15 protein-coding genes, 2 tRNA genes and 1 pseudogene are annotated in these 12,611 nt (G+C 63.4%); 4 read left to right on the top strand and 14 right to left on the bottom strand.

From position 1 onward, the window contains the following. Nucleotides 1-186, top strand: a pseudogene (locus tag K2W81_RS05290) (2Fe-2S iron-sulfur cluster-binding protein); the annotation flags it as partial. Nucleotides 187-491: 305 nt separating this feature from the next. Here the strand turns inward: K2W81_RS05290 and K2W81_RS05295 are convergent. Genes K2W81_RS05295 through K2W81_RS05305 form a run of 3 tightly spaced genes read right to left on the bottom strand, consistent with a single transcriptional unit; the run spans nt 492 to nt 3,604 of the window. Further along, nucleotides 492-1,220 (bottom strand): hypothetical protein, encoded by a 729-nt coding sequence (locus K2W81_RS05295; protein ID WP_294102027.1) that lies wholly within the window; start codon nt 1,218-1,220, stop codon nt 492-494. A 15-nt stretch (nt 1,221-1,235) separates the two neighbouring features. Then, nucleotides 1,236-1,988: a 23S rRNA (guanosine(2251)-2'-O)-methyltransferase RlmB gene (gene rlmB / locus K2W81_RS05300; protein WP_294102029.1), complete on the bottom strand. Its 753-nt coding sequence runs from the start codon at nt 1,986-1,988 to the stop codon at nt 1,236-1,238. Nucleotides 1,989-1,996: 8 nt separating this feature from the next. Continuing rightward, on the bottom strand, nt 1,997-3,604 hold the full coding sequence (locus K2W81_RS05305; protein WP_294102030.1) for a M20/M25/M40 family metallo-hydrolase: 1,608 nt from the start codon (nt 3,602-3,604) through the stop codon (nt 1,997-1,999). A 119-nt stretch (nt 3,605-3,723) separates the two neighbouring features. Between K2W81_RS05305 and K2W81_RS05310 the strand changes: the two genes are divergently transcribed. From K2W81_RS05310 to K2W81_RS05320, 3 genes are all read left to right on the top strand, one after another. Beyond that, nucleotides 3,724-3,810: transfer RNA gene (locus tag K2W81_RS05310), tRNA-Tyr, on the top strand. Between the two features lie 33 nt (nt 3,811-3,843). Beyond that, the gene (locus K2W81_RS05315) at nt 3,844-4,986 is read left to right on the top strand and encodes an aminotransferase (protein WP_294102031.1); all 1,143 of its coding nucleotides are present in this window, start codon (nt 3,844-3,846) and stop codon (nt 4,984-4,986) included. Nucleotides 4,987-5,063: 77 nt separating this feature from the next. Beyond that, nucleotides 5,064-5,498 (top strand): pyridoxamine 5'-phosphate oxidase family protein, encoded by a 435-nt coding sequence (locus tag K2W81_RS05320; RefSeq protein WP_294102033.1) that lies wholly within the window; start codon nt 5,064-5,066, stop codon nt 5,496-5,498. Between the two features lie 168 nt (nt 5,499-5,666). On the opposite strand, the gene K2W81_RS05325 is transcribed toward K2W81_RS05320, so the two are convergent. The 11 genes from K2W81_RS05325 to K2W81_RS05375 form a co-directional block, all read right to left on the bottom strand. Next, complete coding sequence (locus K2W81_RS05325) at nt 5,667-6,107, bottom strand: hypothetical protein (RefSeq protein WP_294102035.1); 441 nt, start codon at nt 6,105-6,107, stop codon at nt 5,667-5,669. 20 nt (nt 6,108-6,127) lie between these two features. Then, the gene (gene mtnA / locus K2W81_RS05330) at nt 6,128-7,159 is read right to left on the bottom strand and encodes an S-methyl-5-thioribose-1-phosphate isomerase (RefSeq protein ID WP_294102036.1); all 1,032 of its coding nucleotides are present in this window, start codon (nt 7,157-7,159) and stop codon (nt 6,128-6,130) included. Between the two features lie 126 nt (nt 7,160-7,285). Beyond that, a complete protein-coding gene (gene mtnC, locus K2W81_RS05335) occupies nt 7,286-7,921 on the bottom strand; it encodes an acireductone synthase (RefSeq protein WP_294102038.1) in 636 nt (211 codons plus the stop codon). Next, nucleotides 7,918-8,460 carry a cupin domain-containing protein gene (locus K2W81_RS05340; RefSeq protein ID WP_294102039.1) on the bottom strand — a complete coding sequence of 181 codons (543 nt, stop codon included), beginning with the start codon at nt 8,458-8,460 and terminating at the stop codon, nt 7,918-7,920. Before K2W81_RS05340 ends, mtnC begins: the two co-directional genes overlap by 4 nt. Next, on the bottom strand, nt 8,457-9,089 hold the full coding sequence (locus K2W81_RS05345) for a methylthioribulose 1-phosphate dehydratase (RefSeq protein ID WP_294102041.1): 633 nt from the start codon (nt 9,087-9,089) through the stop codon (nt 8,457-8,459). The genes K2W81_RS05340 and K2W81_RS05345 overlap by 4 nt, the downstream gene beginning before the upstream one ends. 246 nt (nt 9,090-9,335) lie before the next feature. Further along, complete coding sequence (locus tag K2W81_RS05350; RefSeq protein ID WP_294102043.1) at nt 9,336-10,001, bottom strand: transposase; 666 nt, start codon at nt 9,999-10,001, stop codon at nt 9,336-9,338. 77 nt (nt 10,002-10,078) lie between these two features. Then, nucleotides 10,079-10,507: an Imm7 family immunity protein gene (locus K2W81_RS05355; protein WP_294102045.1), complete on the bottom strand. Its 429-nt coding sequence runs from the start codon at nt 10,505-10,507 to the stop codon at nt 10,079-10,081. A gap of 99 nt (nt 10,508-10,606) precedes the next feature. Beyond that, the gene (locus tag K2W81_RS05360; RefSeq protein WP_294102046.1) at nt 10,607-11,293 is read right to left on the bottom strand and encodes a transposase; all 687 of its coding nucleotides are present in this window, start codon (nt 11,291-11,293) and stop codon (nt 10,607-10,609) included. A 235-nt stretch (nt 11,294-11,528) separates the two neighbouring features. Further along, the gene (locus K2W81_RS05365) at nt 11,529-11,819 is read right to left on the bottom strand and encodes a helix-turn-helix domain-containing protein (protein WP_294102048.1); all 291 of its coding nucleotides are present in this window, start codon (nt 11,817-11,819) and stop codon (nt 11,529-11,531) included. 17 nt (nt 11,820-11,836) lie between these two features. Continuing rightward, nucleotides 11,837-12,190 carry a type II toxin-antitoxin system RelE/ParE family toxin gene (locus K2W81_RS05370; protein WP_294102050.1) on the bottom strand — a complete coding sequence of 118 codons (354 nt, stop codon included), beginning with the start codon at nt 12,188-12,190 and terminating at the stop codon, nt 11,837-11,839. Nucleotides 12,191-12,490: 300 nt separating this feature from the next. Continuing rightward, nucleotides 12,491-12,564: transfer RNA gene (locus tag K2W81_RS05375), tRNA-Gly, on the bottom strand. Nucleotides 12,565-12,611 lie beyond the last annotated feature (47 nt).

A 12,611-nucleotide genomic window follows, 5' to 3' on the forward strand; every position in this document is an offset into this window, starting at 1 on the left:
AGCTGCGCGACCTGCCACGTCCATGTCGACCCGGAGTTTGCGGCCAAACTGCCGAAAATGAGCCCCGACGAGGACGATCTGCTCGATTCGACCTCCGACCGCGACCAATATTCGCGGCTGTCGTGCCAGATCCCGTTCACCGACGCGCTCGACGGGCTGAAGGTGCGGGTGGCGGCGGAGGATTGAGAGGGGCTTCCCAATCGGAATGCCGATGAGGTGACTCGAATCCCTTCCCGTTAGTGTCGAGCGAAGTCGAGACACGGTGCGAATCGCGAGACGCCTGTTTCTCGACTTCGCTCGAAACGAACGGGTCGTTACCAAATGACAAGATTTGGGAGCGGTTTGTGACTACACCCAATTCACCCCTCCCCTTCAGGGGAGGGGACAGGGGTGGGGCCTGTCCGCAAGCGCTGCGCGGGTGGAGATCCCCCACCCCAACCCCTCCCCTGAAGGGGAGGGGCTTAAGTGAGTTCGTTTGATCACAAGTTGCTTTAAGGCGCCAGCGCCGCCAACCTCAGCACCGCCGTCGGCGCCTGCTTCAGTGAAGGCGTCGCCTTCCACACGATCCGCTTGCGCGCGCCCGTGGTCTGCACGCCGCTTTCCTCATTCTGGCTGACGATCTCGGCATCGGTGTCGAGCGTGAAGACGCCGTCGAGGTTGCTCGCCATGTCGGGGGCACCGATGCCGCCGGCTTGCGACAGCCCGGGAACCGATTTCGACCCTTCATTGCCGAACGCCGGCGCCTTCACGCGGACCACGCCGCCCTGGCGCAGCTCGATCGACACGAAGGGGAAAATCACTTCGCCGTCGAGGTTGTACGGCCAGTTGAAGCCATAGGTCAGCACACCTTTGACCGCGTAATCGATCATGAACTTGCCCTCGCCCAGATAGACCACCTTGCGATAGCCCGCTTCCTTGGTGAGTGCGGCGGCAATCGCGCGGTTGCGCTTTTCGGCTTCGGCCTTGGCAGCGGCCTTTTTTGCGGCCTGCTTGGCTTCGGTGTCGGCGGATTTCTTGTCGCCGTCCTCGGTCGAGGGTTTCAGATCCTCCAGCCCCTTCAGCCCATCGCCCGCGTCGACCGCGATCACTTCGCCGACATAGCTGAACGCGAAGCTGCGGTCGGCGTTGATCGTCAGCATCGAGGTGAACTTGCCCGGCGTCAGCACGCAGCTCGCGAGCAGGAAGGGGAGCAGCAGAACGGCAATCAGGCGCGCACGCATTGGCAGGCTCCCCCTTCAGTCTCCCCGTGTCGCCACCGCATATAGCGCAATTGCTGCTGCATTCGAAACGTTCAGGCTTTCGACCTTGTTAGAGATGGGCAGCCGCGCGAGGACGTCGCAGTGGGCTTCGGTATTCTGGCGCATGCCTTCGCCCTCGGCCCCGAGCACGAGGCAGGTCTTGCCGCCGCCTTTGAGCGAGTCGGCAAGCGTGACCTTGGCTTCGCCGGTCAGCCCGATCCGCCAATATTGCGCCTCGGCAATCTCATCGAGCGCACGCGCGAGATTGACGACGCGCACCCACGGCACGACTTCGAGCGCGCCCGAGGCAGCGCGCGCGACCGTCCCCGATTCGGGCGGCGCATGCCGGTCCTGCGTGACGATACCAAGCGCATTGAAGGCCGCCGCTGATCGCAGCACCGCGCCGACATTATGCGGGTCGGTCACCTGATCGAGCACGATCAGCGGGCGGTCGTCGTCGCGGCCCTGTTCGATCAGGTCGCCGAGCCAGATGTCCTCGAGCGGATCGGCTTCGCACACGATCCCCTGATGCGGGGCGTCGCTCGGCACCAGCCGCGCGAGATCGGCGACCTCGGCGTAGACCGTCGGCACGTCCTTGGGCATCACGATCGCGGTGGCGGCTTCGTGCGTAATCCATAGCTTGCGGACGGTACGTTCGGGGTTGTCGAGTGCTGCATAAACGGCGTGCCGCCCCCAGAAGCGGGGGCGGTTACCAACGGCCTGCGAAGGGCGATGACCACGCTTAGCCACGGGCGCGCTCAGTCATCGTCATTGGTGATCGCATAGGGATCGGTGACGGCGGGCTTGGTCGGTAGCGGCGGCTTGGGCAGCGGCTTGTCAGCGTTCGCGGCGTTGACGAGGAAGCTCGCGAGGATCGTCGATGCCTGGCGCATGTCGTCACCCTTCAGGTGATCGAAGGTGTCGGCGCTGGTGTGGTGGATGCGCGGGAAATAATCGAGCGGATCCTGGATGAACTGGAAGCCCTGCAAGCCGATCGCCTGCAGGAAGACGTGGTCGGTGCCGCCGGTCTTCTGGATCGCGACATTGGTCGCGCCCATCGAGGCAAAGGGCGCGAGCCAGTCGCGGAAGATCGGCACCACCGCCGGGTTGTTTTCGGCATAAATGCCGCGCAGCTTGCCCGAGCCATTGTCGATGTTGAAATAGGCCGCAAGCTCGGCATAGCCGGGCTTGGGCGTGATCGGCCAGCGATCGTTCCAGCCGTAGAAGCGCTTCATCCCCGTCGTCTTGGCGTCGCTGGGGCTGCCGCGCGTCGCCAGATGCTGCTCGACATAAGCCAGGCTGCCGAGCAGGCCCTGTTCCTCGCCCGCCCAGAGCGCAAAGCGGATCGTGCGCTTGGGCTTGATACCGGTCGCGGCGATGATGCGCGCGGCTTCCATAATCATCGCGGTGCCCGCACCATTATCGGCGGCGCCATCGGCGGCGTGCCATGAATCGAGATGCGCGCCGGCCATGACGTACCCCGCCTTGGGGTCACTGCCGGGGATTTCGGCGATGATGTTATAGGCCTGCGTGTCGCCATCCTCGAAATGCACCTTGCTGTCGATTTCGAGCGTCGGCGCCATGCCGATCTTGGTCAGCCGCGCAAGGCGGCGGTAATCCTCTGCCGCAATCTCGACGCCGGGCAGCGCGGGGGTATCGCCCGCGCCAAACAAATAGCCTTCGCCGTGGATCAGCTTGCCGTCGAGCCGCGACTTCTGCACCCAGGCGACGGCGCCTTCGGCCTTCAGGAACGCGTCGAGCTTCTTCGCAAAGTCGAGCCGCTTCATGCGGCGGTCGGCGCCTTCAGGGTCGTAACGCGGCTGCTGGAACTGATCGAGCTTGGCAAGCTCCTCGCCGGTATAGCGCTGGAACGGCGCGGTGGTCGGCTCATTGCCGGTGCCGGGGAGCGTGAGCATCACGATCTTGCCGCTGAGCTTGCCCTTCCACTTGTCGAAATCGCTGAGCTTGGCGATCGGCGCGACGATGACGGGGGCGGTCAGCGGGCCATTGGTACCCGGCGTCCACGCGATCGGGATCGCGGTGAGCTGGAGCGGGCGGGGGCCGACCATCCGCACGCTCGACCGCTCGATCCACCAGCCGCGGCCGAAATCGAAGCCTTCCTTATGGACGTTGGTCAGGCCCCAGGCCTTGAACCGGCTCTGCGTCCACTCCTCGGCCTTGCGCATGCCGGGCGAATTGGTGACGCGCGCGCCGATCACGTCCGACAGATATTCGGCGGTCGGCATCACTTCGCTGTGGTTGATGCCCTGATCGATGATCTGGTTGACGACATTGCGGTCAACCGACTGGGCGAGCGCGGGCGCGGCAATCACAAAGGCCGCAGCGGCGAGCAGCAACGAACGCATCAAATCCCCTTTCGAGCAACAAAGTTGCGGCAGGGTTATGCGGGCATCGGATGAAGCGCAAGCGGCGTTGACAGGGCCATGCGAGATAGGCATTGAGCCGCCTCGCTTTTGGCGCCTCTGGACAGGTGGCCGAGTGGTTAAAGGCAGCAGACTGTAAATCTGCCGGAGTTTCTCCTACGTAGGTTCGAACCCTACCCTGTCCACCATTTCCGGGTCCCCAGTTGAGGTCAGCCGCCCCGATGAACCCTGTATACGCGCGGCTCGGCACCACGGTTTTCGAAGCGATGTCGGCGCGCGCGCGGGCGACGGGTGCGATCAATCTCGGGCAGGGCTTTCCCGACGGCAAAGGGCCTGCCGACGTGTTGCAGGAAGCCGCGCGCGCGCTGCTGGGTGAGTCGAACCAATATCCGCCGATGGCGGGCTTGCCGGTGCTGCGACAAGCGGTGGCGGATCATTATGCCGCGCATCAGGGGCTGGACCTCGACGCGAGTGAAGTGATCGTCACCTCGGGCGCGACCGAGGCGCTGGCGGCGGCGATCTTCGCGCTGGTCTCGCCCGGCGACGAAGTGATCCTGTTCCAGCCGATGTACGACGCCTATCTGCCGCTGGTCGAGCGGGCAGGGGGCGTCGCGCGCTTCGTGCGATTGGAGCCGCCCGAGTGGCGGATCACGCGCGAAGCGCTGGAGCGCGCGGCGTCGCCCCGGACCAAGCTGATCCTGTTCAACGACCCGCTCAACCCGACCGCAACGATGGCGAGCGCGGCTGAGCGCAAGCTGCTCGCCGACTTCTGCATCGAGCGCGACCTGATCGCGATCTGCGACGAAGTGTGGGAGCATGTCGTGTTCGACGGCCGCGCCCATAGCTCGCTGATGGCCGAGCAGGGGATGCGCGAGCGGTGCGTCAAGATCGGCTCGGCGGGCAAGATCTTCTCGCTCACCGGGTGGAAAGTCGGCTGGTTGTGCGCCGCGCCCGCGCTGTCGAGCGTGATCGCCAAGGCGCACCAGTTCCTGACCTTCACCACGCCGCCCAATCTGCAAGCGGCCGCGGCCTATGGGCTGGGCAAGGACGTGGGGTATTTCGAGGGGATGCGCGCCGGGTTCGCGCGATCGCGCGACCGGCTGGCGGCGGGGCTGACGGCGAGCGGCTACCGCGTGTTGCCGAGTGCGGCGACGTACTTCCTGTCGATCGACCTAGCGGTTAGCGGCATCGCGATGGGCGACGTGGCGTTTTGCGAGTGGCTGGTCGAGGAACGCGGTGTGGCGGCGATCCCGGTCAGCGCCTTCTACGCGCAGGACGCCGTGACGAACGTGGTGCGGCTATGCTTTGCGAAGGTGGATGAGACGATCGACGCGGCGCTGGAACGGATGGCGCGGCGACCTTAGCGCGGAACCGATCGCACGCTCGCGGTTTCTCCCCCACAGCCGGGCGGCTATGCCCCCCCTGCACCGGAGATTGCCCGATGGCCGAAATGACGCTTGCCGACCTGTCCGAAAAGATGCGCGACATCGACTTCGCGATGCTCTCCACCCGCACCGACAATGGCGCGATCGCCGCGCGGCCGATGAGCAACAACCGCGACGTCGATTATGGCGGCGATTCGTACTTCTTCTCCTATGATTCGGCGCTTACGATCAGCGACATCGCCGCCGATCCGCAGGTCGGGCTGACCCTCACCGGCGGCAAGGGACTGCTCGGCAAGCCGCCGCTGTTCATCGGCATCGCGGGCCGGGCGGAACTGATCCGCGACAAGGCGGTGTTCGCGCGGCATTGGCAGGAAGGGTTCGAACGCTGGTTCGAACAGGGCATCGATACGCCCGGGCTGATCCTGATCAAGGTCCACGCCGCGCGGGTGCATTACTGGGACGGCGAGGACGGCGGCGAGGTGAAGGTTTGACGGGCGGTGGGGAATCGCGAAATTCTGACGGCGGGACCTGCCGAGAGCAACCCACCTCCAACCCCTTCCTTCCAGGGGATGGGAGATTTTCAGTTGGCGCGGGCCTGATCATCCTGCGTCAGCGCTTGGTCGGTGATGCCACAATTGATAAATAGCGGGCGGTCTAAGCTACATTGTATAAACCACCATCCAAACACGTACCTGTCGTTTGGAAATATTTTCAATCGCTCCATCAATAAACGCATTCCCAACATCACATTCGAACTTGTCATCGATATTTTTACTTAGACTCCACCACCATAATTGGGCGCGGCCAGCGAGATATAAATACGATCTATTTTTGGGAACAGTCCTGCATTTCAACGATTTGCGCAGATTTATGAAATCGTCCGGAGTCTCTGTAAGTGTGATGAGCTCAGTAACATCAATACCCTTGTCATGATGAAACCAGACATTAGTAGCTCCCTCGACGTTAATGCGGTCACCTATCCGAGAATATTTTTGGATGCTCGACTTAGCAAAAATATGATCATAATATAACAAAAACAAAAGCACACATATCGCAGAAAGCGCCGCCGCAATTACCATTGCGCTTGTTCTTTTTGTCACTTTATATTTTCTCCTTTAATTCAAATCGTCGCGCTCACGCCCTTCTCGGTAATATACCCCGTCACCAGCCGCGCAGGCGTCACATCGAACGCCGGGTTCGCCGCGTCCGAGGCCGTCACCCGCATCGCGCCGCTTTCGCCCTGGACGTGCGTCACTTCCTCGCCCGAGCGTTCCTCGATCGGCACGTCGGCGCCGGTGGGGGTGGTCGCGTCGAAGGTCGTGCTCGGCAGGGCCACGTAGAAGGGGATGTCATTGTCCTTGGCCGCCAGCGCCTTCAGATAGGTGCCGATCTTGTTGCAGACGTCGCCGTTGGCCGCCACCCGGTCGGTGCCGACGATCACCATGTCGACCTGGCCGTTCATCATCAGATGGCCGCCCGCGTTATCGACGATCACCGTGTGCGGCACGCCGTGGCTCGCGAGTTCGAACGCGGTGAGCAGCGCGCCCTGGTTGCGCGGGCGCGTCTCGTCGACCCAGACATGCACCGGAATCCCCGCGTCATGCGCCATGTAGATCGGCGCGGTCGCGGTGCCGTAATCGACCGTCGCCAGCCAGCCCGCGTTGCAATGCGTGAGGATATTGAGCGGGCGGTCGGGGTGTTTCGCGTGGAGATCGCGCAGGATGTCGAGGCCGTGCCCGCCGATCGCTTCGCTCATCGCGGCGTCGTCATCGGCGATCGTGTCGGCGCGCGCGAAGGCGGCTTCGGCCCGCTCGGCGACGGGCAGGGGCCGGACGTGGGCGGCGACATCATCCAAAGCCCAGCGCAGGTTGACTGCCGTCGGGCGCGCTTCGAGCAGGAATTTGTGCGCCGCCTCCAGCCCCGCGTCCGACGCATCCTCGGCGAGCGCCAGCGCCAGCCCATACGCCGCCGTCGCCCCGATGAGCGGCGCCCCGCGCGTCCACATCTCGCGGATCGCGCGCTCGGCAGTGGCGGCGTCGCGCAGCTCGACCCAGGTGACTTTCCACGGCAAGTCGCGCTGGTCGAGAATCCGCGCGCCCTTGCCATCATCGGTGCGCATGATCGATCGGGTGTGGGTGCCGTTGAGTTTCATAGTCTAGCGTCTCACGTAAGTCCGCGTTCGTGCTGAGCTTGTCGAAGCACCGTTCTTCTTCTCGCAGCGGGGGGGGAAGAAAGACGGCCCTTCGACAAGCTCAGGGCGAACGGGGAAAGGCTGGTCCTAAAATTCGATCTCGTCGAAGCTTGCAATATCCGCCGCGCCACCCGCGCGATCGATCAGCAGCGCCCGCATCCCCGCTGCTTTCGCCGCATCGGTTTCCGCCGCCACGTCGGACAGGAACAGTATCTCGCCAACCGGCAACCCGATCGCCTCGGCAATCCGCGTGTAAGCGACCGCCTCACGCTTCGGCCCGGTCGTCGTATCGAAATAGCCCGAGAAGAGCGGGGTCAAATCGCCCGCCTCGCTGAAGCCGAAGATCAGCTTCTGCGCCGCCACCGACCCGCTTGAGAAAACATAAAGCTTCAGCCCCGCCGCATGCCAGCGCCGCAAGCCCGCCACCGCATCGGGATAGACATGCCCCTTGAACGCGCCCTCGCGAAAGCCCGCGTCCCAGATCAGCCCCTGCAAAGTCTTGAGCGGCGTGATCTTGCGATCCTCGTCGATCCAGCGCGTCATTGTCGCGATCGGATCGCCGGGTTCGATTGCCTGCACCTCGGTGAGGATCGGCGCGACTTCCTCATGATGCGCGGCGCAATAACTGCCTAGCCGCGCCCGCGCATAAGGAAACAGTATGTCGGCGACGAAGGAGATCGACGACGTCGTCCCCTCGATGTCAGTGACAATCGCTTTCGTCACGCGTCGGCGCGCTCGAGCCGGGGGAAGCGCGTCGCAATGTCGTCGCCGGTGAACTGCGCGATCCAGCCGTCGGGATTGAGGAACAGGCGGATCACGGTGAACTTCGGCGCCGCCCCCATGTCGAACCAGTGCCGCATGCCCGCAGGCACCGAAATCAGGTCGCCCTTGGTGCACAGCATGTTGAACACCCGGCCGCCTTCGTGGAGCGTGAACAGCCCTTCGCCATCGACGAAGAAGCGGATTTCGTCCTCGGCATGGGTGTGTTCGGACAGGAATTTGGTGCGGATCGTCGCGCGCTCGGGGTGGTCGGGCGTCACGCCCATCACGTCGATCGACTGATAGCCATCCGCCGCGACCAGCTTCTCGATCTCCGCTGCATAAGCCGTCAGCACCTCGTCGGCGCTCGCGACGGGCCGCGTCGGCCAGCGTTCGAACCGCACGCCAATGCCCGCGAGTTCGAGCGCGATCCGTTCGGGATCACCCGTTTCCATCAGCAAGGCATTCGCGTCGCTGTCGCCGAAAATCTGCAAATGGCTCATCGCATGCTCTCCCGGAAACGCGCCTCGGCGAGTTCGGCGGCGACCATCCATTCGACGCCTTCGATCACGCGCTCGGCCTCGGCCATGTCGCGGCCCCAGCCATAAAGGCCGTGCCCGCGAATAAGATAGGCGGGCGGCGGCGATTCCGCCAGCATCGCGGGCGCCAGCGCACCGATGATGTCGGCCATGTCCTGGCTGTTGTCGACGATCGGCAAGTCGAACGCGGCGTCATGCGTGGTGAAGCCGGGCAGCACCTTCAGCATCTCATGCCCCGCCAGCGTGTAGGCGGGCGCACCGGCATAAGCGCGACTCATGCCGACGGCCTCGGGCGAATGGCTGTGGAGCACGGCGTTGACGGCGGGGAAGCGCGCATAGAGCGCCATGTGCAGCGCGGTTTCAGCCGAGGGCTTCTTGCCGTCGAGCGAGCGCCCATCGGCATCGACGCGCATCACGCCGTCCTCGGTCAGCCGCCCCTTGTGCCAGCCCGACACGGTGATCGCGAAGCTGCCATCGGCCAGCCGCATCGAATAATTGCCAGCGGTGGCCGGCGCCCAGCCCTTGGTGTCGAGCCACCGCCCGGCGGCGATGATCTGCGCAGCTGCATCGGCGAGGCTTTTCGCAATCGTCATAGTTTGGCGTCGCGGGCGAGAGCAGGGAAGGCGGGCATGGAGTGGTCTAGGCTCTTTAGAAAACGGACTGAACTAAGGCGCGCGGATGCAGGCCGCGCGTCGCGGTTTAGCCTAGCCGACGTGCGTGCGCAGCGCCACCCATCCGCACGATTTCAGCGGAATGTCTGCACGCCGGGGCAGGGCGACCGCCCGCTTCTCGGCGGCGGCCGTCAAGGGGCGTAGGGACGAATTACGGTGACAGTGTACTTAATTGACAGTTGCTTGAGGGCAGCGTTTTCGCGGTTTGGGATTGCGTCCGAGAACGGCCTCGACCCGGTCGAGAAAGGCGCTGTTCCCCAATGGCCTGCCGACACTTTCGGCGCGTCGCAACGAGGATGACAGGCCCGCGTCCTCGCCCGTCTCAAGCAAGGCTGCAACGTCCGGCACCCGCTCCAGCACCGGGTCCGTTGCGGTAATGCCGTCGCCGCGCGCCGGATCGAGCAGCGCGTGAACGCTTGACCAGCGCCAGTCCTGCGCCCGCGCGGCCAGACGTGCGCGCACCGGATTCAACGCGGCATAGCGCAACGCCGCAAGCAGATGCGCTTCGTCCATCGCAACACATCCGAACCGCCCCTGCCAGAAATGACCCGTCCGCTGCTCGCGCGCGTGGATGCGCCCGGCATAGGCACGGTGCACCTTCGAGAGCGCGGCGCGCAGGGCATCAACATGATCGGGAACCAGCACCAGATGAACGTGATTTGGCATCAGCACCCAGCTCCACACGGCAACCCCATGCGCGGCACAATGCACCCCCAGCAGATCGCGATATGCCGCATAGTCCGCCTCCCCGAAGAAGGTTTGTTGCCGTCCGTTGCCCCGCTGCGTCACATGGTGCGGAACCCCGGGCAATACATATCGAGCAAGCCGGGCCATCTCTTTTGGCTAACGAATGCCCAAAATTTGTCAATTAAGTGCACTGTCACCGTAATCCACACCATCACCGTAGTTCGTCATGTATTTGCAACATTTGGAACCAATATTTCAAATGTTTCAGAAATTTGTTGGTTCGCGAGCTTGATTACTTTAAATTCGCCATGAACGTCACCCTCGTCGCTGTCGCGAGTGTAAATGACTCCGTACGTTGTCGGCGCCGAGGATGCCAAATGCTCCAGAAATTGCCGTTCAGTGCCGGTCGGCAACGCATGATTGCGTCCAAAACCCGCCGACACAGCTACGCCAGCATATGTATCCCGCAAGGTCAGAACATCAAAACTCAGTCCCGCATATGCACTTGCTAGACGCACCTTATCGCGCAATCGCTCAGGTTCAAAATCGAGTTCAACATCCATACGTTGTTCGTCTGCTTCAGAAAAGGACATCGGTTCCCAATGATGTTGTCGACGGTCGCTCACCATCAGCCAAATAAAAATTTCAAACATCTGAACTCCTTACTTCAGGGGCTTCAAATACAGTTTATATTCAACACCGTATTCTTGAGAGTATCGGAATTACGGTGACAAGTTCCGGGGACACAATACTCAATCCCTCGGCTTTGGCTTGGGGCCGGGTTTGGCCGGGGCGAGCTTGCGCTTGATCTTCTGTTCCATCTCGGTGATCCATTCAGGGTCCGCCAGCGGACGGCCGGTGCGTAGCCGGGCCTCGATCGTCTCCACTGTCTCACTGCTGTCCATCGCCTCGAGCCCCACCCGCAGCATCGCCCGCCAGTTGCCGACGTGGTGGCCCAGCGCCGCCACATCGGTCAACCGATCGCTGGGCGTGCGCTTGGCGGCCAGGTGCGCGCGCGCGCTCGACCAGCGCCAGTCGCCCGCCTCGCGTACCAACCCTGCGGCCACTGGGTTGTTCTCGACATAGCGCACCGCAGCCATCAGATGCGCGTCGTCCATCGGATAGCTGGCGAAGCGCCCCTGGAACAGATAGCCGCGCCAGCCTTCGCGAAAATTGATGCGGCGGGTGTAGCGCCGGTGCGCCTCTGCGATGGCGGCGCGCAGGCCATCGGCGGCATCGGGCACGAGGATCAGGTGAACGTGATTGTCCATCAGGCACCAGGCCAGACAGCGCACGCCCTGCGCCGCACACCCCGCTGCGATCAGCGCCAGATACGCGGCCCGGTCGTCGTCGCCGAAAAAGATCGGCAACCGTCGATTACCCCGCTGGGTCACATGATGCGCGACGCCGGGAATGACGATGCGGGCAAGGCGAGCCATAGGCTCGCCCGTAGCCGAGAAACAAGCGAGGGTCTATTCAGTATTGTGTCCCTGGAACTTCCTGGAACTGCTGAAGTATTGTGTCCCTGGAACTGCTGGAACTGGTGTCCCTGGAACTGTACGTAGGTGAATTTAATAACCCGTCCCCGCAATCACCAACCCCGCCCCCGCCGCGATCAAGCGAGCGCGGATGGCATCGTAACCCCTTCCCGATCCCGGCAATGAACCCGAACGGTCACGCCGCGCACAGCACGTCGCGGGTCTCGCGGGGCAGATGAGCGATCACGCTGAGATAGGCGCTGGCGGTAGCGTCGGGCTGACGGCGACCTTGTTCCCAGCCCTTGAGCGTTGCCAGCGGAATCCGGTAGGCGCTGGCGAAGCCCTGCTGCGACAGACCCAGCGCCTCACGGATCGCACGCACGTCAGGCACCTCGATGCTATGGACGCGTGCCACCTTACCCTTGCCTTGGGCATGGGTGGCGGCCTCTTCCATCGCCGCGATCAGGTCCTTGCCAAAGTCAGACATCGCCATACTCCTTGCGCTCAATCCACTCCAGGGTCTCTTGCGGCCTTGATCATTGCCGCAAAGGCGGCCACCGCCTTCTTCTCGTCCGCCGTCAGGTCCGTTGCCTGCGCCTTGGCATAGGCCAGCAGCAGGTAGAGCGGGCAGTCGGGCTGGTAGTAGAAATAGACCACCCGCGCGCCGCCGCGCTTACCGACGCCCGCCCGCGCCCAGCGCAGCTTCCTGACTCCGCCAGTGCCAGGGATGACAGTGCCCGCCTCAGGGTTATGGGCGAGATGATCGACCAGCTCGGCGCGGTCGTCCTCGCTCCAAATCTTTTCGGCCGATCGTGCGAAACTTTGCGTCTCGGCAACGGTAATCGGGCGGGTCTTCACCTTGACGACATACGTCAATGACGCCCAAAGTGCAAGTCGGTATTGATCTACCCCCCGCGCACGCCCCGCACTCTTCCAATGTCGGAAAACCTCTGCGACGCTCGCCGTGCGCTCTTTGACAATCGATCATGATTCGCGCCTTCTCCGGCGCAAATCCAACGCGGTGATGGCCACCCCCCCCCTGGGATGGTCGTGACTTTTGTAACCTTTCGCGCCTCGGTCGCCCGATGTCGCGGGCCGTGCGCGCCCTCCCGGCTCAACCGGCGGGCCGCTTTAACGTCAATCTGCAATGGCGGGGCGTGGAGCGGGTAACGGGAATCGAACCCGTGTATTCAGCTTGGAAGGCTGCTGTACTACCATTGTACTATACCCGCGCCGGAGCCGAGGCGATTACCGTCAAGCGCGCGCCTGTGCAAGCGGC

The organism is Sphingomonas sp. (genome assembly GCF_019749955.1).
Taxonomy (GTDB): domain Bacteria; phylum Pseudomonadota; class Alphaproteobacteria; order Sphingomonadales; family Sphingomonadaceae; genus Sphingomonas.

Excerpts from the sequence above, each read along its gene's own strand:
- K2W81_RS05295 (WP_294102027.1), bottom strand. The coding sequence starts at position 1,220 with ATGCGTGCGCGCCTGATTGCCGTTCTGCTGCTCCCCTTCCTGCTCGCG.
- K2W81_RS05305 (WP_294102030.1), bottom strand. The coding sequence starts at position 3,604 with ATGCGTTCGTTGCTGCTCGCCGCTGCGGCCTTTGTGATTGCCGCGCCC.
- K2W81_RS05315 (WP_294102031.1), top strand. The coding sequence starts at position 3,844 with ATGAACCCTGTATACGCGCGGCTCGGCACCACGGTTTTCGAAGCGATG.
- K2W81_RS05320 (WP_294102033.1), top strand. The coding sequence starts at position 5,064 with ATGGCCGAAATGACGCTTGCCGACCTGTCCGAAAAGATGCGCGACATC.
- mtnA (WP_294102036.1), bottom strand. The coding sequence starts at position 7,159 with ATGAAACTCAACGGCACCCACACCCGATCGATCATGCGCACCGATGAT.
- K2W81_RS05340 (WP_294102039.1), bottom strand. The coding sequence starts at position 8,460 with ATGAGCCATTTGCAGATTTTCGGCGACAGCGACGCGAATGCCTTGCTG.
- K2W81_RS05345 (WP_294102041.1), bottom strand. The coding sequence starts at position 9,089 with ATGACGATTGCGAAAAGCCTCGCCGATGCAGCTGCGCAGATCATCGCC.
- K2W81_RS05350 (WP_294102043.1), bottom strand. The coding sequence starts at position 10,001 with ATGGCCCGGCTTGCTCGATATGTATTGCCCGGGGTTCCGCACCATGTG.
- K2W81_RS05355 (WP_294102045.1), bottom strand. The coding sequence starts at position 10,507 with ATGTTTGAAATTTTTATTTGGCTGATGGTGAGCGACCGTCGACAACAT.
- K2W81_RS05360 (WP_294102046.1), bottom strand. The coding sequence starts at position 11,293 with ATGGCTCGCCTTGCCCGCATCGTCATTCCCGGCGTCGCGCATCATGTG.
- K2W81_RS05365 (WP_294102048.1), bottom strand. The coding sequence starts at position 11,819 with ATGTCTGACTTTGGCAAGGACCTGATCGCGGCGATGGAAGAGGCCGCC.